General features: G+C 63.0%; 13 protein-coding genes. 8 read left to right on the top strand and 5 right to left on the bottom strand.

Features of this window, described 5'->3' with window-relative positions; all coding sequences use genetic code 11:
- The first annotated feature begins 66 nt into the window (after positions 1–66).
- The 3 genes from IB263_RS04750 to IB263_RS04740 all read left to right on the top strand — a co-directional run bounded on the left by IB263_RS04750 (position 67) and on the right by IB263_RS04740 (position 1,686).
- Positions 67–804, top strand: a complete 738-nt coding sequence (locus tag IB263_RS04750) for a DUF3750 domain-containing protein (protein WP_192437766.1) — start codon at positions 67–69, stop codon at positions 802–804.
- Between the two features lie 89 nt (positions 805–893).
- Positions 894–1,379: an NUDIX pyrophosphatase gene (locus IB263_RS04745; protein ID WP_060603950.1), complete on the top strand. Its 486-nt coding sequence runs from the start codon at positions 894–896 to the stop codon at positions 1,377–1,379.
- Between the two features lie 10 nt (positions 1,380–1,389).
- Complete coding sequence (locus IB263_RS04740; protein ID WP_060603948.1) at positions 1,390–1,686, top strand: hypothetical protein; 297 nt, start codon at positions 1,390–1,392, stop codon at positions 1,684–1,686.
- A 12-nt stretch (positions 1,687–1,698) separates the two neighbouring features.
- On the opposite strand, the gene IB263_RS04735 is transcribed toward IB263_RS04740, so the two are convergent.
- From IB263_RS04735 to IB263_RS04720, 4 genes are all read right to left on the bottom strand, one after another.
- Positions 1,699–2,697, bottom strand: coding sequence for an NAD(P)H-quinone oxidoreductase (locus IB263_RS04735; protein WP_060603945.1), 999 nt, complete (start codon positions 2,695–2,697; stop codon positions 1,699–1,701).
- Between the two features lie 95 nt (positions 2,698–2,792).
- A complete protein-coding gene (locus IB263_RS04730) occupies positions 2,793–4,589 on the bottom strand; it encodes a GGDEF domain-containing protein (protein ID WP_060603942.1) in 1,797 nt (598 codons plus the stop codon).
- Between the two features lie 218 nt (positions 4,590–4,807).
- Positions 4,808–5,242 (bottom strand): DUF3995 domain-containing protein, encoded by a 435-nt coding sequence (locus IB263_RS04725; protein ID WP_051659152.1) that lies wholly within the window; start codon positions 5,240–5,242, stop codon positions 4,808–4,810.
- Positions 5,243–5,276: 34 nt separating this feature from the next.
- A complete protein-coding gene (locus IB263_RS04720) occupies positions 5,277–5,678 on the bottom strand; it encodes a hypothetical protein (RefSeq protein WP_112770437.1) in 402 nt (133 codons plus the stop codon).
- An 83-nt stretch (positions 5,679–5,761) separates the two neighbouring features.
- On the opposite strand from IB263_RS04720, the gene IB263_RS04715 reads away from it, so the two are divergent.
- Positions 5,762–6,334: a TetR/AcrR family transcriptional regulator gene (locus IB263_RS04715; RefSeq protein ID WP_060603933.1), complete on the top strand. Its 573-nt coding sequence runs from the start codon at positions 5,762–5,764 to the stop codon at positions 6,332–6,334.
- A gap of 2 nt (positions 6,335–6,336) precedes the next feature.
- On the opposite strand, the gene IB263_RS04710 is transcribed toward IB263_RS04715, so the two are convergent.
- Positions 6,337–6,885, bottom strand: a complete 549-nt coding sequence (locus tag IB263_RS04710; protein ID WP_034789210.1) for an HdeD family acid-resistance protein — start codon at positions 6,883–6,885, stop codon at positions 6,337–6,339.
- Positions 6,886–7,031: 146 nt separating this feature from the next.
- Between IB263_RS04710 and betI the strand changes: the two genes are divergently transcribed.
- The 4 genes from betI to betA all read left to right on the top strand — a co-directional run bounded on the left by betI (position 7,032) and on the right by betA (position 12,510).
- Positions 7,032–7,634 carry a transcriptional regulator BetI gene (gene betI / locus IB263_RS04705; protein ID WP_034789209.1) on the top strand — a complete coding sequence of 201 codons (603 nt, stop codon included), beginning with the start codon at positions 7,032–7,034 and terminating at the stop codon, positions 7,632–7,634.
- Complete coding sequence (gene betC, locus IB263_RS04700; RefSeq protein ID WP_192437764.1) at positions 7,631–9,166, top strand: choline-sulfatase; 1,536 nt, start codon at positions 7,631–7,633, stop codon at positions 9,164–9,166. Before betI ends, betC begins: the two co-directional genes overlap by 4 nt.
- A 1-nt stretch (position 9,167) precedes the next feature.
- The gene (betB, locus tag IB263_RS04695) at positions 9,168–10,631 is read left to right on the top strand and encodes a betaine-aldehyde dehydrogenase (RefSeq protein ID WP_034789204.1); all 1,464 of its coding nucleotides are present in this window, start codon (positions 9,168–9,170) and stop codon (positions 10,629–10,631) included.
- 229 nt (positions 10,632–10,860) lie between these two features.
- Complete coding sequence (gene betA / locus IB263_RS04690; RefSeq protein ID WP_060529828.1) at positions 10,861–12,510, top strand: choline dehydrogenase; 1,650 nt, start codon at positions 10,861–10,863, stop codon at positions 12,508–12,510.
- The last annotated feature ends 40 nt before the right edge of the window (positions 12,511–12,550 follow it).

The raw sequence follows: 12,550 nt of genomic DNA, 5'->3' as shown, positions 1-12,550 counted from the left end.
GCCCTCAAATATCCGAAATTGCTCCGTGCATTTAGCAGGATTTTACCGGCAAGAAACGGAGTTTTCATGAAATTCGCCCGCAGGCTGGCCGCTGCTTTTCTCGTCATCTACCTGCTGCCGGCGTTGGCCTCGGCCGGCTGGTGGTACATGCAGGACCGGCCGCAAAGCTGGCGCGACGCCGATTGGTCCTCGGCCGGGATCCTGCCGAAGGCAACGGAAAGCGCAGACGCGGCGATCTACGTGTTCTCGGCGACCACGGGCGGCATGAAGGGTGCTGTCGCGAGCCACGCCTGGATCGTGACCAAGAATGAGGGCGCTGCCACTTACGATCGCTACGACAAGGTCGGCTGGGGCAAACCGATCCGCAAGAACGGCTATCCGGCGGATGCACGCTGGTACTCGAATGAGCCGCGGCTGGTCGTCTCGGTGAGCGGCGCTGACGCCACGCGGCTGATCCCGAAGATCGAGGCGGCGATCGCCAGCTACCCTTACGCTTCGCCTGGCGGCTACCGGATCTGGCCCGGCCCGAACTCCAACACCTTCGTCGCCCACGTGCTGCGAACCGTACCGGAACTCGGCGCCGTGCTGCCGCCGGACGCAGTCGGCCGCGACTATCTGCCGGAGGGAAAGCTGTTCCAGATCGATGCCGACGGGCGCGACCTGCACGCGACGCTCTATGGCCTGGCCGGTATCTCGGCGGGTGTTCGCAGCGGCCTCGAGCTGCATTTCTTCGGCCTTGTCGCCGGTTTCGACTTCGCCAATCCCGCCATCAAGGTTCCGGCGATCGGACGCATCGGCATATGATGGTCCAGGCTTGACGGGCCATCGCTTAGGTTGAGCGCCGGTGGTTTGCATTGCATGGTGCGCCGGTCGAATCAGGAGGACGCGCCCGCATGCATGAAATACCGATCAGGAGCTTTGCTGTTTCGGTTGTCGTTCTCCGCCCGGCTGGGAGCACCTTCGAGGTTCTCCTTCTCAAGCGCACCGGAACACTTGCAGGAACCTGGTGCCAAGTCGCCGGCGCGATCGAAGCGAATGAAACGGCCTGGCAGGCGGGCCTGCGCGAAGTCGAGGAGGAAACGGGCCTGCGGCCCGACCGTTTCTATTCCGCCGACATCTGCGAGCAGTTTTACGAGGCCGACCGCAATGCCATCAGCCTGCTGCCCGTCTTCGTCGGCTTTGCAGCCAAGGGCGCCACGGTCCGGCTCAATGCCGAACACAGCGCGTTTCGCTGGGTGAGCTTTGACGAAGCGCTCCGCATGGTGCCCTTTGCCGGGCAAAGGAAAGTGCTGAAGCATATCCGGGAGGAGTTCGTCGACAACGAACCGAACCCTTGGCTGCTGATCCAGGAAACGGCGCCGGTCGGATCGGCCGGTTAGGCGAGGCTTGATGCTGAGCCAAGTGCTAAAAATGGAAAAGGGCCGCGCGAGGCGACCCTTCCATGAGTTTTGGCCGTATGACTGGCCCGGGCTTTCAGACCCGAAGGAAGGCGGGGATTATGCCGAGGGCTGCCTCGACACCTTCACCTCTTCCATGCCCTTCACCAAGACCGAAATCTCATTAGACATTGGACCACCTTCCTTTCTGTTCGTTGCTGATGATTTGAAGGTAAGCGATCCACCAGCGATTACAAGGGCGACGATGGTCGAAGATCGTTTTCCTCTTCGCCGCCGATCACAGGCCTGACGATCGTTCCGATCACAGGGACATGATGATCTTGCCGACATGGTCGCCCTGCTCCATCTGGCGATGGCCGTCGGCAACCGCGCTGAAGGGCAGGACGGAATGGATGACCGGCGCGACCTTGCCAGTTTCCAGCAGCGGCCAGACCTTCTCAACCAGACCGTCGCGGATCGCCTGCTTTTCCGCCGCCGTGCGCGGACGTAAGGCCGAGCCCATGACATGCAGCCGCTTGGTCAGGATCGGCGCGATGTTCGCCCCTTCAACCTTGGCGCCGCCGAGGAAGGCGATGATCGACAGACGGCCGTCCTTGGCGAGCGAACCGATGTTGCGGTCGAAATAGCGGCCGCCGACCATGTCGAGAATGACATCGACGCCACGCCCGCCGGTCTCTTCGAGAACGACCGTCTTGAAGTCCTCGTCGCGATAGTTGATCGCGCGCTTGGCGCCGAGCGCTTCGCAGGCGCGGCATTTCTCGGTGCTGCCGGCGGTGACGAAGACCTCGGCGCCGAAGGCCTTGGCGAGCTGGATCGCCGTCGTGCCGATGCCGCTGGAGCCGCCATGGATGAGGATGGTTTCGCCCGCTTTCAGCCCGGCCATATCGAAGACATTGGCCCAGACGGTGAAGAACGTTTCCGGCAGGGCGGCCGCCTTCACGGCGTCATAACCCCTAGGCCAGGCGAGCGCCTGGGTCGCGGGCACCGCCGTATATTCCGCATAGCCGCCGCCATTGGCGAGCGCGCAGACCTTGTCGCCGATCCGGAACCCTTGAGCCCCCTCGCCGAGCGCCACGACTTCGCCCGCCACTTCCAGGCCGAGGATCGGGCTTGCGCCCGGCGGCGGCGGATAGTCGCCCTTGCGCTGCAAAACGTCGGGACGGTTGATGCCCGCCGCCTCCACCCGAACGAGGATGTCGCCCGGCTTGAGCTCTGGCAACGGCCCCTTCGCGAGCACCATGTTTTCAGGCCCGCCCGGGGCTGGAAGGTCGATGAATTGCATTTCCAATGGAAGAGACATGGCACTACCTCGCGAATTCTCAAGGCGCATAGGTAGCGCCGGAAACGCGAGGCGAAAAGGCTGATTGTCGAACGAGCGGTCGTCGAAAGCGCAGCTCAGCCGCCGAGTGCATCCATGACAAGACCGGTATCGCTCGCCTTGGCGCGCGACTTGATCTCGGCGATGCGGGCGCTGACGGCCTGGGCGTCGGAGAAAACAAAGCCTTCGGGCAGCCCCAGGACGGCAATCGAGCAGCGCATCAGCGGAAAATCCTTCGCCGAGCCGTCACGGCCGTAGCCGCTGATGCGGCCCTCCGCCTGATGCTCCGGCGAATAGAGCTGGCCTACGTCGGAGCGAAAATCGTCGAGCAGGCGGTTCAGCACCGCTTCCAGCTCCTCGACCGAACAGCCGCTGACACCGACGAAGAAGTCGTCGCCGCCGACATGGCCGAGGAATTTCTCCTCGCCGATGAAATGGCGGCGCAGCAGGGCGGCAAAGAGCGTGATCGCGAGATCGCCCTTCTGGAAACCGTAGGTATCGTTGAAGGGCTTGAAGTCGTCGAAATCGCAATAGCAGAAGTAACGCGCATGATCGCCGTCGAGGATCGCGTCCTGGACATAGTCGCGGATGGCGCGGTTGCCGGGCAGACCCGTCAGCGGATTCTGCTCCTGCGCCATCTTCAATTGTTTTTCGTTGATAATCTTCAAAAGCGACGAGGCCGAGAGCGTGCCGGCGTAGCGCATGTTCTCCGTCAGGATCAGGCAATCGCTGCCGTCCATGCCGGCGAAGATCTTCAGCATTTCATCCGCCGGCGTGTCGAGATCGGCAATCGGCGCCGGGCTGGCGAAGTGCGAAATCCGCCGCTGGTAGATCCGGTTCTTCAGGAGATCGCGGCCGAAAGGGTGATAGATCAACTCCTTGACGTGATACTCGTGCAGGATGCCGCGCGGCTCGCCATTGGCGTTCAGGACCGGGAAGAATCCCTGGCGCGGATTGCGCCGGAAGAGATCGAAGACGGAATCGAGTTCGTCACTTTCGCGAACGGTCGGCAGTTGCTCGATCTGCTTGCGGATCAGGATGCCGTCCAGCGAAGACGAGGACCGCCGGCTGGCGACGCTCTGGTCGAGATGCGGATAGGCAGGCAGAAGTTCGCTCAGATGCGTCGTCGGCCGGGCGACGTAATAACCCTGCACCAGATCGCAACCGAGGTCGCGACAGGTCAGAAACTCCGCCTCCGTCTCCACACCTTCGGCAATCACCCGCGTGCCGAGCACATGGGCGGTGTTGACCGTGTGGCGGACGAGATGGCGCTTGCGGGCATCGGCCTCGATGCCCGAGACGAAGTGTCTGTCGATCTTCACATAGTCGACCGGCTGGTCGCAGAGCAGCTTCAGCCCGTTGAAGCCGGCGCCGAAATCGTCAATCGCCAGCTTGAAACCGGCAAGCCGGAGATCACGCACGAGGGCCGAGAAATCCGGCATCTTGCCGCCATCGAAGCGCTCGGAAAGCTCGAAACAGAGTGCCGACGGGGCGATATTGGCGCGCTTCAAGTGGTTGACGAGGCGTTCGACGATGTCGCCTTCACCGCCAACGAGGCGTGAGTCGAAGTTGAGGAACAGCGTGCGTGCGGAATGATCGGGCAGCGTCGCAAAGCCGGCGACGGCGCGACTGTTGATCATGTGTTCGAGCGCCAGCAGCTGCCCTTCTTCTTCCGCCTTGTCGAGCAGCTCCAGCGGCGAGGCAAAGCCGAGTTTCTGAAAGCCGCGCATCAGGGATTCGTAGCCGAAGACGGTGCCGGTCGCCGCTTCTGCGATCGGCTGGAAGGCGGTTTCGATCACCAGCTTGGCGAGCGTTACGATCTGGTCGTCGCCAAACCGGCGCAACGAGAGAATTTCGGCGGGGGCGGCGGACATGCCGGGCTCCAGAAATATGGGACGGACGGTCGAACGCCGGCAGCATGGCCAGCAAGCGTCAACGAAGTCTTTCCCCATTATGAAGCTTTGATGAAAGCTATGTGACAGCCGCAACTGCGCCAATCAGATGCAAACACTCTAATGAAATCAGTAGTTTCATGAGCAAGTCCTGCGATCGGTCGGCGTCTGCCCCATCCTGACCGTCGCGCCAGGATGGTTCAGACGAGAACGAGCAATGTCAGGTATCCGGCACCGATGACCAGGCAGAGCGGACCGTAGATGCGACGGTCGAGCGTCACGAAGGGCTCCGTGCCGTGGCGTTGGTGGAACGCGGTGGTGAAGGCCAGGAGGCCACGGGCGACGAAGATGGCGGCAAGCCCCGCAAGGCCGCCATGGCCGAGGATCGGCGGCAAAAGCCCTGCAAAGACGGGCGTCACGGACAATGGCAGGAGCGCCGCCGCAAAGAGGAGTACGACGACGACCAGCGTCAGCCAGACCGGCGGCATCGCCGACCGGTGCTTCGTGCCGACCACCGTGCGGACAAGCGTTTCTTCGTCGTCACAGGGCCAAAGTCCGCCGAACGCCCAGTAGGCATGCAGCCCGGCGATACCGGAAAGAACGAGGAAAAGCAGGATCGCGATTGCCGCCAACATGATGGGTTCCTTGCTTGCCTGTGGGCGGACCGCCTCAAGCGGTTACGGTTGACGGAGACCCTTTGCCCGACCGCACGCCGATCGCCGCGAGCGCGGCCATGAGGAGAAAGGCCGCCCATTGCGGCGTGGTCGAGAGAGAACCGAGATAGGCAAACCCGTAGCCGATGAAGAGCACCGCATAGGCGAGATATTGCACGATCACCGCAGCGGCCAACGGCGCACGGTAACGCCCGTTCACGGCGGCAAACAGCAGGGCGATACTGTTGATCAGGAGGATGGCGCTCGTCGCGTGCCAGAGAAGCGAGACATAGGTTTTAAGCAGCGCCGAGGGGCTGCTTGCAAGCAAAGGCACATGCACCTCCGGCCCGCCGGCAAAGAGATGAATGCCCGTTGTCGCCAGGGACAGGATGCCCGCTGCCAGAAGCCATTTGCTCATGCCTTCGCCTCCAATCTTCACCATACGGCAGCGTATGTACGCGACCTGGTTGCATCAGTCAATACGCTGACGTATGGAAGGCCATGACGACAAAAAGTACCCTCACGAGCGATGATTGGATCAAGGCCGCCTTCCGCGCACTGACGACCGGCGGCGTGCAGGCGATCCGGGCCGAGGCGATCGCCCGCGACCTGAAGGTGAGCAAGGGCTCCTTCTACTGGCATTTCAAGGATGTGCCGGATCTTAAGGCAAAGATGCTTGCCCATTGGGCGCGCGAAGCGACAGACGCGATCATCGCGGAAATCGAAGCCGTGGAAGTAACGGCGCAGGAGCGATTGCGGTTGCTGGTGCATGCCGCGACCGACGAACGCAGCCTTCCCTATGGCGGCTTGCTGACGGACGGCGCGGTCCGCGAATGGGCGCGCTTCGACACCATGGCCGCCATGACCCTTAAGTCCGTCGACGAACGCCGCCTTGGCTACATTGCCGACCTGCTCGGTCATTGCGGATTTTCGTCAAGTGAGAGCCACAGCGGCGCCAGCGCGCTCTACGGCGCGCTGATCGGACTTGAGGCGCTCGCTGCAAACGGTCTTGCCGATCTTCGCGGCGATCTGCTCCGGCTGCTCGAGGCGCTGCTCGGCAGCACCTCGCGCTAAACTCAGCCCTTGGCCAGAACGCCGAAGGCGATCAGCGACAAGCCCTGCATGACGAGGTCGACGGCGAGAAACAGGCCGAGGATCCAGAGGCTGTTGACCGGCCAGCCGGCAGCGATGATCAGGCCGGCCACAAGCGTGACCAGACCGCCGAGTGCAACCCAGCCCCAGCCCTGCAGCGGCCTGAGCTTCAGGCCAACCCAGATACGGAAGCAACCCGCGACGATCAAGGCGATCGCCATGATAAAGGTGAGGAAGGACGAGGCGAGCACGGGATTGATGAAGGCAAAAAGGCCGGCGATCGTATAGCAGGCGCCGCTCAGGCCCCAGTAGAGCACGCTGTCCCAGCCCTTTACCTGAAAGGCGTGGGCGAGATTGAACAGCCCGCCGACCAGCATGATGATCCCGACATAATAGACGGACGCGACCGTCGCCATCAGCAGATTGCCGAAGGCAAGGCCGCCGCACATGATCAACAGCACGCCGAGGGCGACGAACCACCCCCATTTACCGGCAACCGCTGACTTGTCGGCTCGATCGAATGCGTGGGTCATCTCAACCTCCAGTCCTTTGCAACGTGAGATCGCTAACGCGGGGATTGAGCCGGATTTCTGCACAAAAGGAAAGTGAAAACACAGCCGATTTTTATTGATTGATGAGTCAATCAAAAATAGACTGATCATCGTCAAGGGAGAGACGGATGCCGAAGGTCGGGATGGAACCGGTGCGCCGCAAGGCGCTGGTCGACGCAGCGCTGCGCGTGATCGGCGACCAGGGCACGCTTGCCGTCACCATGTCCGAGATCGCCCGCCACGCCGGCGTTTCCCCTGCCCTTGCCCACCACTATTTCGGCAGCAAGGAACAATTGCTGATCGAGACCATCCGCAGCCTTCTAAGGCAATTGCGCGACGACACGGTGACGGCGCTCCGCACCGTGGCAGGCCCGCGCGAAAGGCTGAGCGCGCTCATCCGCGTCTCCTTCCAGGCAAGCCAGTTCGCCCCTGATACGATCGCCGCCTGGCTTGCCTTTTACTCGGAAGCGCAGCGCTCGGAAGAGGTGCGGCGGCTGCTCGTGGTCTATGCCCGGCGCCTGCGATCCAATCTGCTGGCGAGCCTCAAGACGCTTTGTGCCGATGATGACGCGGAACGCATTGCCGAAGGCGCAGCTGCGATGATCGACGGGCTCTATATCCGCCAGAGTCTGCGCTCCGCGCCGATCAGCATCGAAGCTTCGATCGCGCTTACCGAAGACTATGTCACCTCGCACATCGATCGGCTCACATACCAGGGAACGGCCGCATGATCGCAAGACCGAACATCCTGATCATCATGGTCGACCAGCTGAACGGAAAGTTCTTTCCCGACGGACCGGCCGCGTTCCTGCATGCGCCGCACCTGAAGGCACTCGCCGCCCGTTCGGCCCGGTTCCGCAACAATTACACCTCGTCGCCGCTCTGCGCCCCTGCCCGCGCCTCGTTCATGGCCGGGCAACTGCCGAGCCGCACCCGCGTCTACGACAACGCCGCCGAGTACCAGTCGTCGATCCCGACCTATGCACACCACCTGCGCCGCGCCGGCTACTACACGGCGCTGTCGGGCAAGATGCATTTCGTCGGCCCGGACCAGCTGCACGGCTTCGAGGAACGGCTGACGACCGACATCTACCCGGCCGATTTCGGCTGGACGCCGGACTATCGCAAACCCGCCGAGCGCATCGACTGGTGGTACCACAATCTGGGCTCGGTCACCGGCGCCGGCGTCGCCGAGATCACCAACCAGATGGAATATGACGACGAGGTCGCCTTCCTTGCCAACCAGAAGCTCTACCAGCTGTCGCGCGAAAACGACGACGCGGAGCGCCGCCCCTGGTGCCTGACGGTCTCGTTCACCCACCCGCACGACCCTTACGTGGCGCGAAAGAAGTTCTGGGACCTCTACGAGGATTGCGAGCATCTGTTGCCCGAGGTCGGCATGCTGCCGGACGACCGGCAGGATCCGCATTCCAAGCGCATCATGCATTCCTGCGACTACGTCAATTTTGACCTGACGGAAGACAACATCCGCCGCTCGCGCCGCGCCTATTTCGCCAACATTTCCTATCTTGACGAAAAAGTCGGCGAACTTCTGGATACGTTGACGCGCACCCGCATGCTCGACGACACGCTGATCCTCTTCTGCTCGGATCATGGCGACATGCTCGGCGAGCGCGGACTGTGGTTCAAGATGAACTTCTTCGAGGGTTCTGCCCGCGTGCCGCTGATGGTCGCCGGCCCCGGCGTCGCAGCCGGCCTGCATCTGGCGCCGACCTCCAATCTCGACGTGACGCCGACGCTTGCCGACCTCGCCGGCATTACCATGGACGAGGTCAAGCCCTGGACCGATGGCATCAGCCTGGTGCCCATGATCAACGGCGAGGAGCGCTCAGAGCCGGTGCTGATGGAATATGCGGCGGAAGCCTCCTACGCGCCGCTGGTCGCCATCCGCGAAGGCAAATGGAAATACATCCACTGTGCGCTCGATCCCGACCAGCTCTACGATCTCGAAGCGGATCCGCTGGAACTGACAAACCTCGCTGCCAAGCCCGAAACGCCGGTACAGGCGGCAACCCTGCAGGCGTTCCAGGACATGTGCGCCGCCCATTGGGACATGGAAGGTTTCGATGCGGCCGTGCGCGAAAGCCAGGCCCGGCGCTGGGTGGTCTACGAGGCGCTCCGGAACGGCGCCTATTACCCCTGGGATCACCAGCCGCTGCAGAAGGCATCCGAGCGCTACATGCGCAACCATATGAACCTCGACAATCTCGAGGAATCCAAACGCTATCCGCGGGGAGAATGACATGAAAGCCCAACCGCAAGCCTCGCACTTCATCGACGGCGAATATGTCGAGGACATCGAAGGCACTGTCATCGAGAGCATCTACCCGGCGACCGGCGAAGTGATCGCCCGGCTGCATGCGGCAACGCCGGCGATCGTCGAAAAGGCGATTGCCGCTGCCAAGCGCGCCCAGCCGGAATGGGCGGCTATGAGCCCGACGGCGCGCGGCCGGGTCCTTAAGCGCGCCGCCGAGATCATGCGCGAGCGCAACCGCGAGCTCTCCGAGCTCGAAACGCTCGACACCGGCAAGCCGATCCAGGAGACGATCGTCGCGGATCCGACCTCCGGCGCCGACAGTTTCGAGTTCTTCGGCGGCGTCATCGCCACCGCCCTCAATGGCGACTACATCCCGCTTGGCGGCGACTTTGCCTATACCAAGCGCGTGCCGCTTGGCGTCTGCGTCGGGATCGGCGCCTGGAACTATCCGCAGCAGATCGCCTGCTGGAAGGGCGCGCCGGCGCTCGCCGCCGGCAACGCCATGGTCTTCAAGCCCTCGGAAAACACGCCGCTCGGCGCCCTGAAGATCGCCGAAATTCTCGTCGAAGCCGGTCTGCCGAAGGGCCTCTACAATGTCATCCAGGGCGATCGCACCACCGGGCCCCTGCTCGTCAACCATCCTGACGTCGCCAAGGTGTCGCTGACAGGCTCGGTCCCGACCGGCAAGAAGGTGGCGGGTGCAGCAGCGGCCGAACTCAAGCACGTCACCATGGAACTCGGCGGGAAGTCGCCGCTGATCGTCTTTGACGATGCCGACCTCGAAAGCGCCATCGGCGGCGCCATGCTCGGCAATTTCTATTCGACCGGGCAGGTCTGCTCGAACGGCACCCGCGTCTTCGTGCACAAGGGCATCAAGGAACAGTTCCTGACGCGGCTCAAAGCCCGCACCGAGGCGATCGTCATCGGCGACCCGATGGACGAGGCAACGCAGCTCGGGCCGATGGTCTCGGCGCCGCAGCGCGACAAGGTCTTCTCCTATATCGAGAAGGGCAAGGCCGAAGGTGCGCGACTGGTGACCGGTGGCGGCATTCCGAATGCGGTCAATGCCGAAGGCACCTATATCCAGCCGACGGTCTTTGCCGACGTCACCGACGGGATGACGATCGCGCGCGAGGAAATCTTCGGGCCTGTCATGTGCGTGCTCGACTTCGACGACGAGGCCGAGGTGATCGCCCGCGCCAATGCCACCGAATTCGGCCTTTCGGCCGGCGTCTTCACCGCCGACATTACCCGCGCCCACCGCGTCGTCGACCAGCTGGAGGCCGGTACGCTGTGGATCAACACCTACAATCTCTGCCCGGTGGAAATCCCCTTCGGCGGCTCCAAGCAATCCGGCTTCGGCCGCGAGAATTCGGTCGCGGCGCTCAACCATTATAGCGAGCTGAAGACCGTCTATGTCGGCATGGGACCGGTGCAGGCGCCGTATTGAGTATTGGGGCTGCGGCCGCCCCCCTTGAGAGGCGGCTGTTTTACCTCCCTCATCCTCGGGCGAGCGTAGCGAGCTCCGGGGATCCAGCAGCGCCACATCGGTGACGCACAAGAGTCTTCAAGCGACAGACGTCGCTTGGCTGACTTCCTGTGACAGGCACGGGAATGAGGGGCCGAGAGAGCAGCGCAAGACCAGCCGGTTCTAGAGACGCTAGAGAAAGACGACGCTTATGCAGGCAGATTACATCATCATCGGCTCCGGCTCCGCCGGCTCGGCGCTCGCCTATCGCCTCTCAGAAGACGGCAAGAATACCGTCCTGGTGCTGGAATATGGCGGCACGGATGCGGGGCCGTTCATCCAGATGCCGGCAGCGCTTGCCTGGCCGATGAGCATGAAGCGCTACAACTGGGGCTATCTGTCTGAGCCTGAGCCGAACCTCAACAACCGCCGCATCACCGCGCCACGCGGCAAGGTGATCGGCGGCTCCTCCTCGATCAACGGCCTCGTCTATGTGCGCGGCCATGCGGAAGACTTCAACCGCTGGGAAGAACTCGGCGCGCGCGGCTGGGCCTATGCGGATGTGCTGCCCTATTTCAAGCGCATGGAAAACAGCCACGGCGGCGAAGCCGGCTGGCGCGGAACCGACGGACCGCTGCACGTTAAACGCGGCCCGGTCCACAATCCGCTGTTCCATGCCTTTATCGAGGCCGGCCAGCAAGCCGGCTTCGAACTCACCGATGACTATAACGGCTCGAAGCAGGAAGGCTTCGGGCTGATGGAGCAGACCGTCTGGCAGGGCCGGCGCTGGTCGGCGGCAAACGCCTATCTGAAGCCGGCGATGAAGCGGCAGAACGTGTCGCTCGTGCGTTGCTTCGCCCGTCGGATCATCATCGAGAACGGCCGGGCGAGTGGGGTCGAGATCGAGCGCGGCGGCAAGATCGAGGTCGTCAAGGCCAACCGTGAGGTCGTCGTCTCGGCCTCCTCGTTCAATTCGCCGAAGCTCTTGATGCTCTCGGGCATCGGCCCGGCCGAGCACCTGAAGGACATGGGCATCGAGGTGAAGGTTGACCGACCAGGCGTGGGCGCAAACCTTCAGGACCATATGGAGTTCTATTTCCAGCAGATTTCGACCAAGCCCGTGTCGCTCTATTCCTGGCTGCCCTGGTTCTGGCAGGGCGTTGCCGGCGCGCAGTGGCTGTTCTTCAAGAAGGGCCTCGGCATCTCCAACCAGTTCGAGGCCTGCGCCTTCCTGCGCTCGGCCCCCGGCGTCAAGCAGCCAGATATCCAGTACCACTTCCTGCCGGTGGCGATCAGCTACGACGGCAAGGCGGCCGCCAACACCCACGGCTTCCAGGTGCATGTCGGCTACAACCTCTCGAAGTCGCGCGGCAACGTCACGCTGCGCTCCTCCGATCCGATGGCCGACCCCGTCATCCGCTTCAACTATATGAGCCACCCGGAGGACTGGGAGAAGTTCCGCCACTGCGTGCGCCTCACCCGCGAGATCTTCGGCCAGAAAGCCTTCGACCACTATCGCGGTCCGGAGATCCAGCCGGGCGAGAAGGTCCAGTCGGACGAACAGATCGACGCGTTCCTGCGCGAGCATCTGGAAAGCGCCTACCACCCCTGCGGCACCTGCCGGATGGGTGCCAAGGACGACCCGATGGCGGTGGTCGATCCGGAGACCCGCGTCATCGGTGTCGAAGGCCTTCGTGTCGCCGACAGCTCGATCTTCCCGCACGTGACCTACGGCAACTTGAACAGCCCGTCGATCATGACCGGCGAGAAGGCGGCCGACCACATTCTCGGCAAGCAGCCCCTCGCCAGATCGAACCAGGAACCGTGGATCAACCCGCGCTGGCAGGTCAGCGACAGATAGTTCGCCGCAAGGCGAACTTTTTTGCCGGCGATCGACGGCC

It is taken from the genome of Ensifer sp. ENS03, from assembly GCF_014852035.1.
In the GTDB taxonomy this organism is placed as follows: Bacteria; Pseudomonadota; Alphaproteobacteria; order Rhizobiales; family Rhizobiaceae; genus Ensifer; species Ensifer adhaerens.
This window is presented reverse-complemented; position numbering and strand designations above follow the sequence as displayed.

Bases quoted from the DNA above. Each gene is read 5' to 3' on its own strand.
- betC (WP_192437764.1), top strand. From the start codon at position 7,631: ATGATCGCAAGACCGAACATCCTGATCATCATGGTCGACCAGCTGAAC.
- IB263_RS04750 (WP_192437766.1), top strand. From the start codon at position 67: ATGAAATTCGCCCGCAGGCTGGCCGCTGCTTTTCTCGTCATCTACCTG.
- IB263_RS04745 (WP_060603950.1), top strand. From the start codon at position 894: ATGCATGAAATACCGATCAGGAGCTTTGCTGTTTCGGTTGTCGTTCTC.
- IB263_RS04715 (WP_060603933.1), top strand. From the start codon at position 5,762: ATGACGACAAAAAGTACCCTCACGAGCGATGATTGGATCAAGGCCGCC.
- IB263_RS04720 (WP_112770437.1), bottom strand. From the start codon at position 5,678: ATGAGCAAATGGCTTCTGGCAGCGGGCATCCTGTCCCTGGCGACAACG.
- betB (WP_034789204.1), top strand. From the start codon at position 9,168: ATGAAAGCCCAACCGCAAGCCTCGCACTTCATCGACGGCGAATATGTC.
- betI (WP_034789209.1), top strand. From the start codon at position 7,032: ATGCCGAAGGTCGGGATGGAACCGGTGCGCCGCAAGGCGCTGGTCGAC.
- IB263_RS04730 (WP_060603942.1), bottom strand. From the start codon at position 4,589: ATGTCCGCCGCCCCCGCCGAAATTCTCTCGTTGCGCCGGTTTGGCGAC.
- IB263_RS04710 (WP_034789210.1), bottom strand. From the start codon at position 6,885: ATGACCCACGCATTCGATCGAGCCGACAAGTCAGCGGTTGCCGGTAAA.
- betA (WP_060529828.1), top strand. From the start codon at position 10,861: ATGCAGGCAGATTACATCATCATCGGCTCCGGCTCCGCCGGCTCGGCG.
- IB263_RS04735 (WP_060603945.1), bottom strand. From the start codon at position 2,697: ATGTCTCTTCCATTGGAAATGCAATTCATCGACCTTCCAGCCCCGGGC.
- IB263_RS04725 (WP_051659152.1), bottom strand. From the start codon at position 5,242: ATGTTGGCGGCAATCGCGATCCTGCTTTTCCTCGTTCTTTCCGGTATC.
- IB263_RS04740 (WP_060603948.1), top strand. From the start codon at position 1,390: ATGCTGAGCCAAGTGCTAAAAATGGAAAAGGGCCGCGCGAGGCGACCC.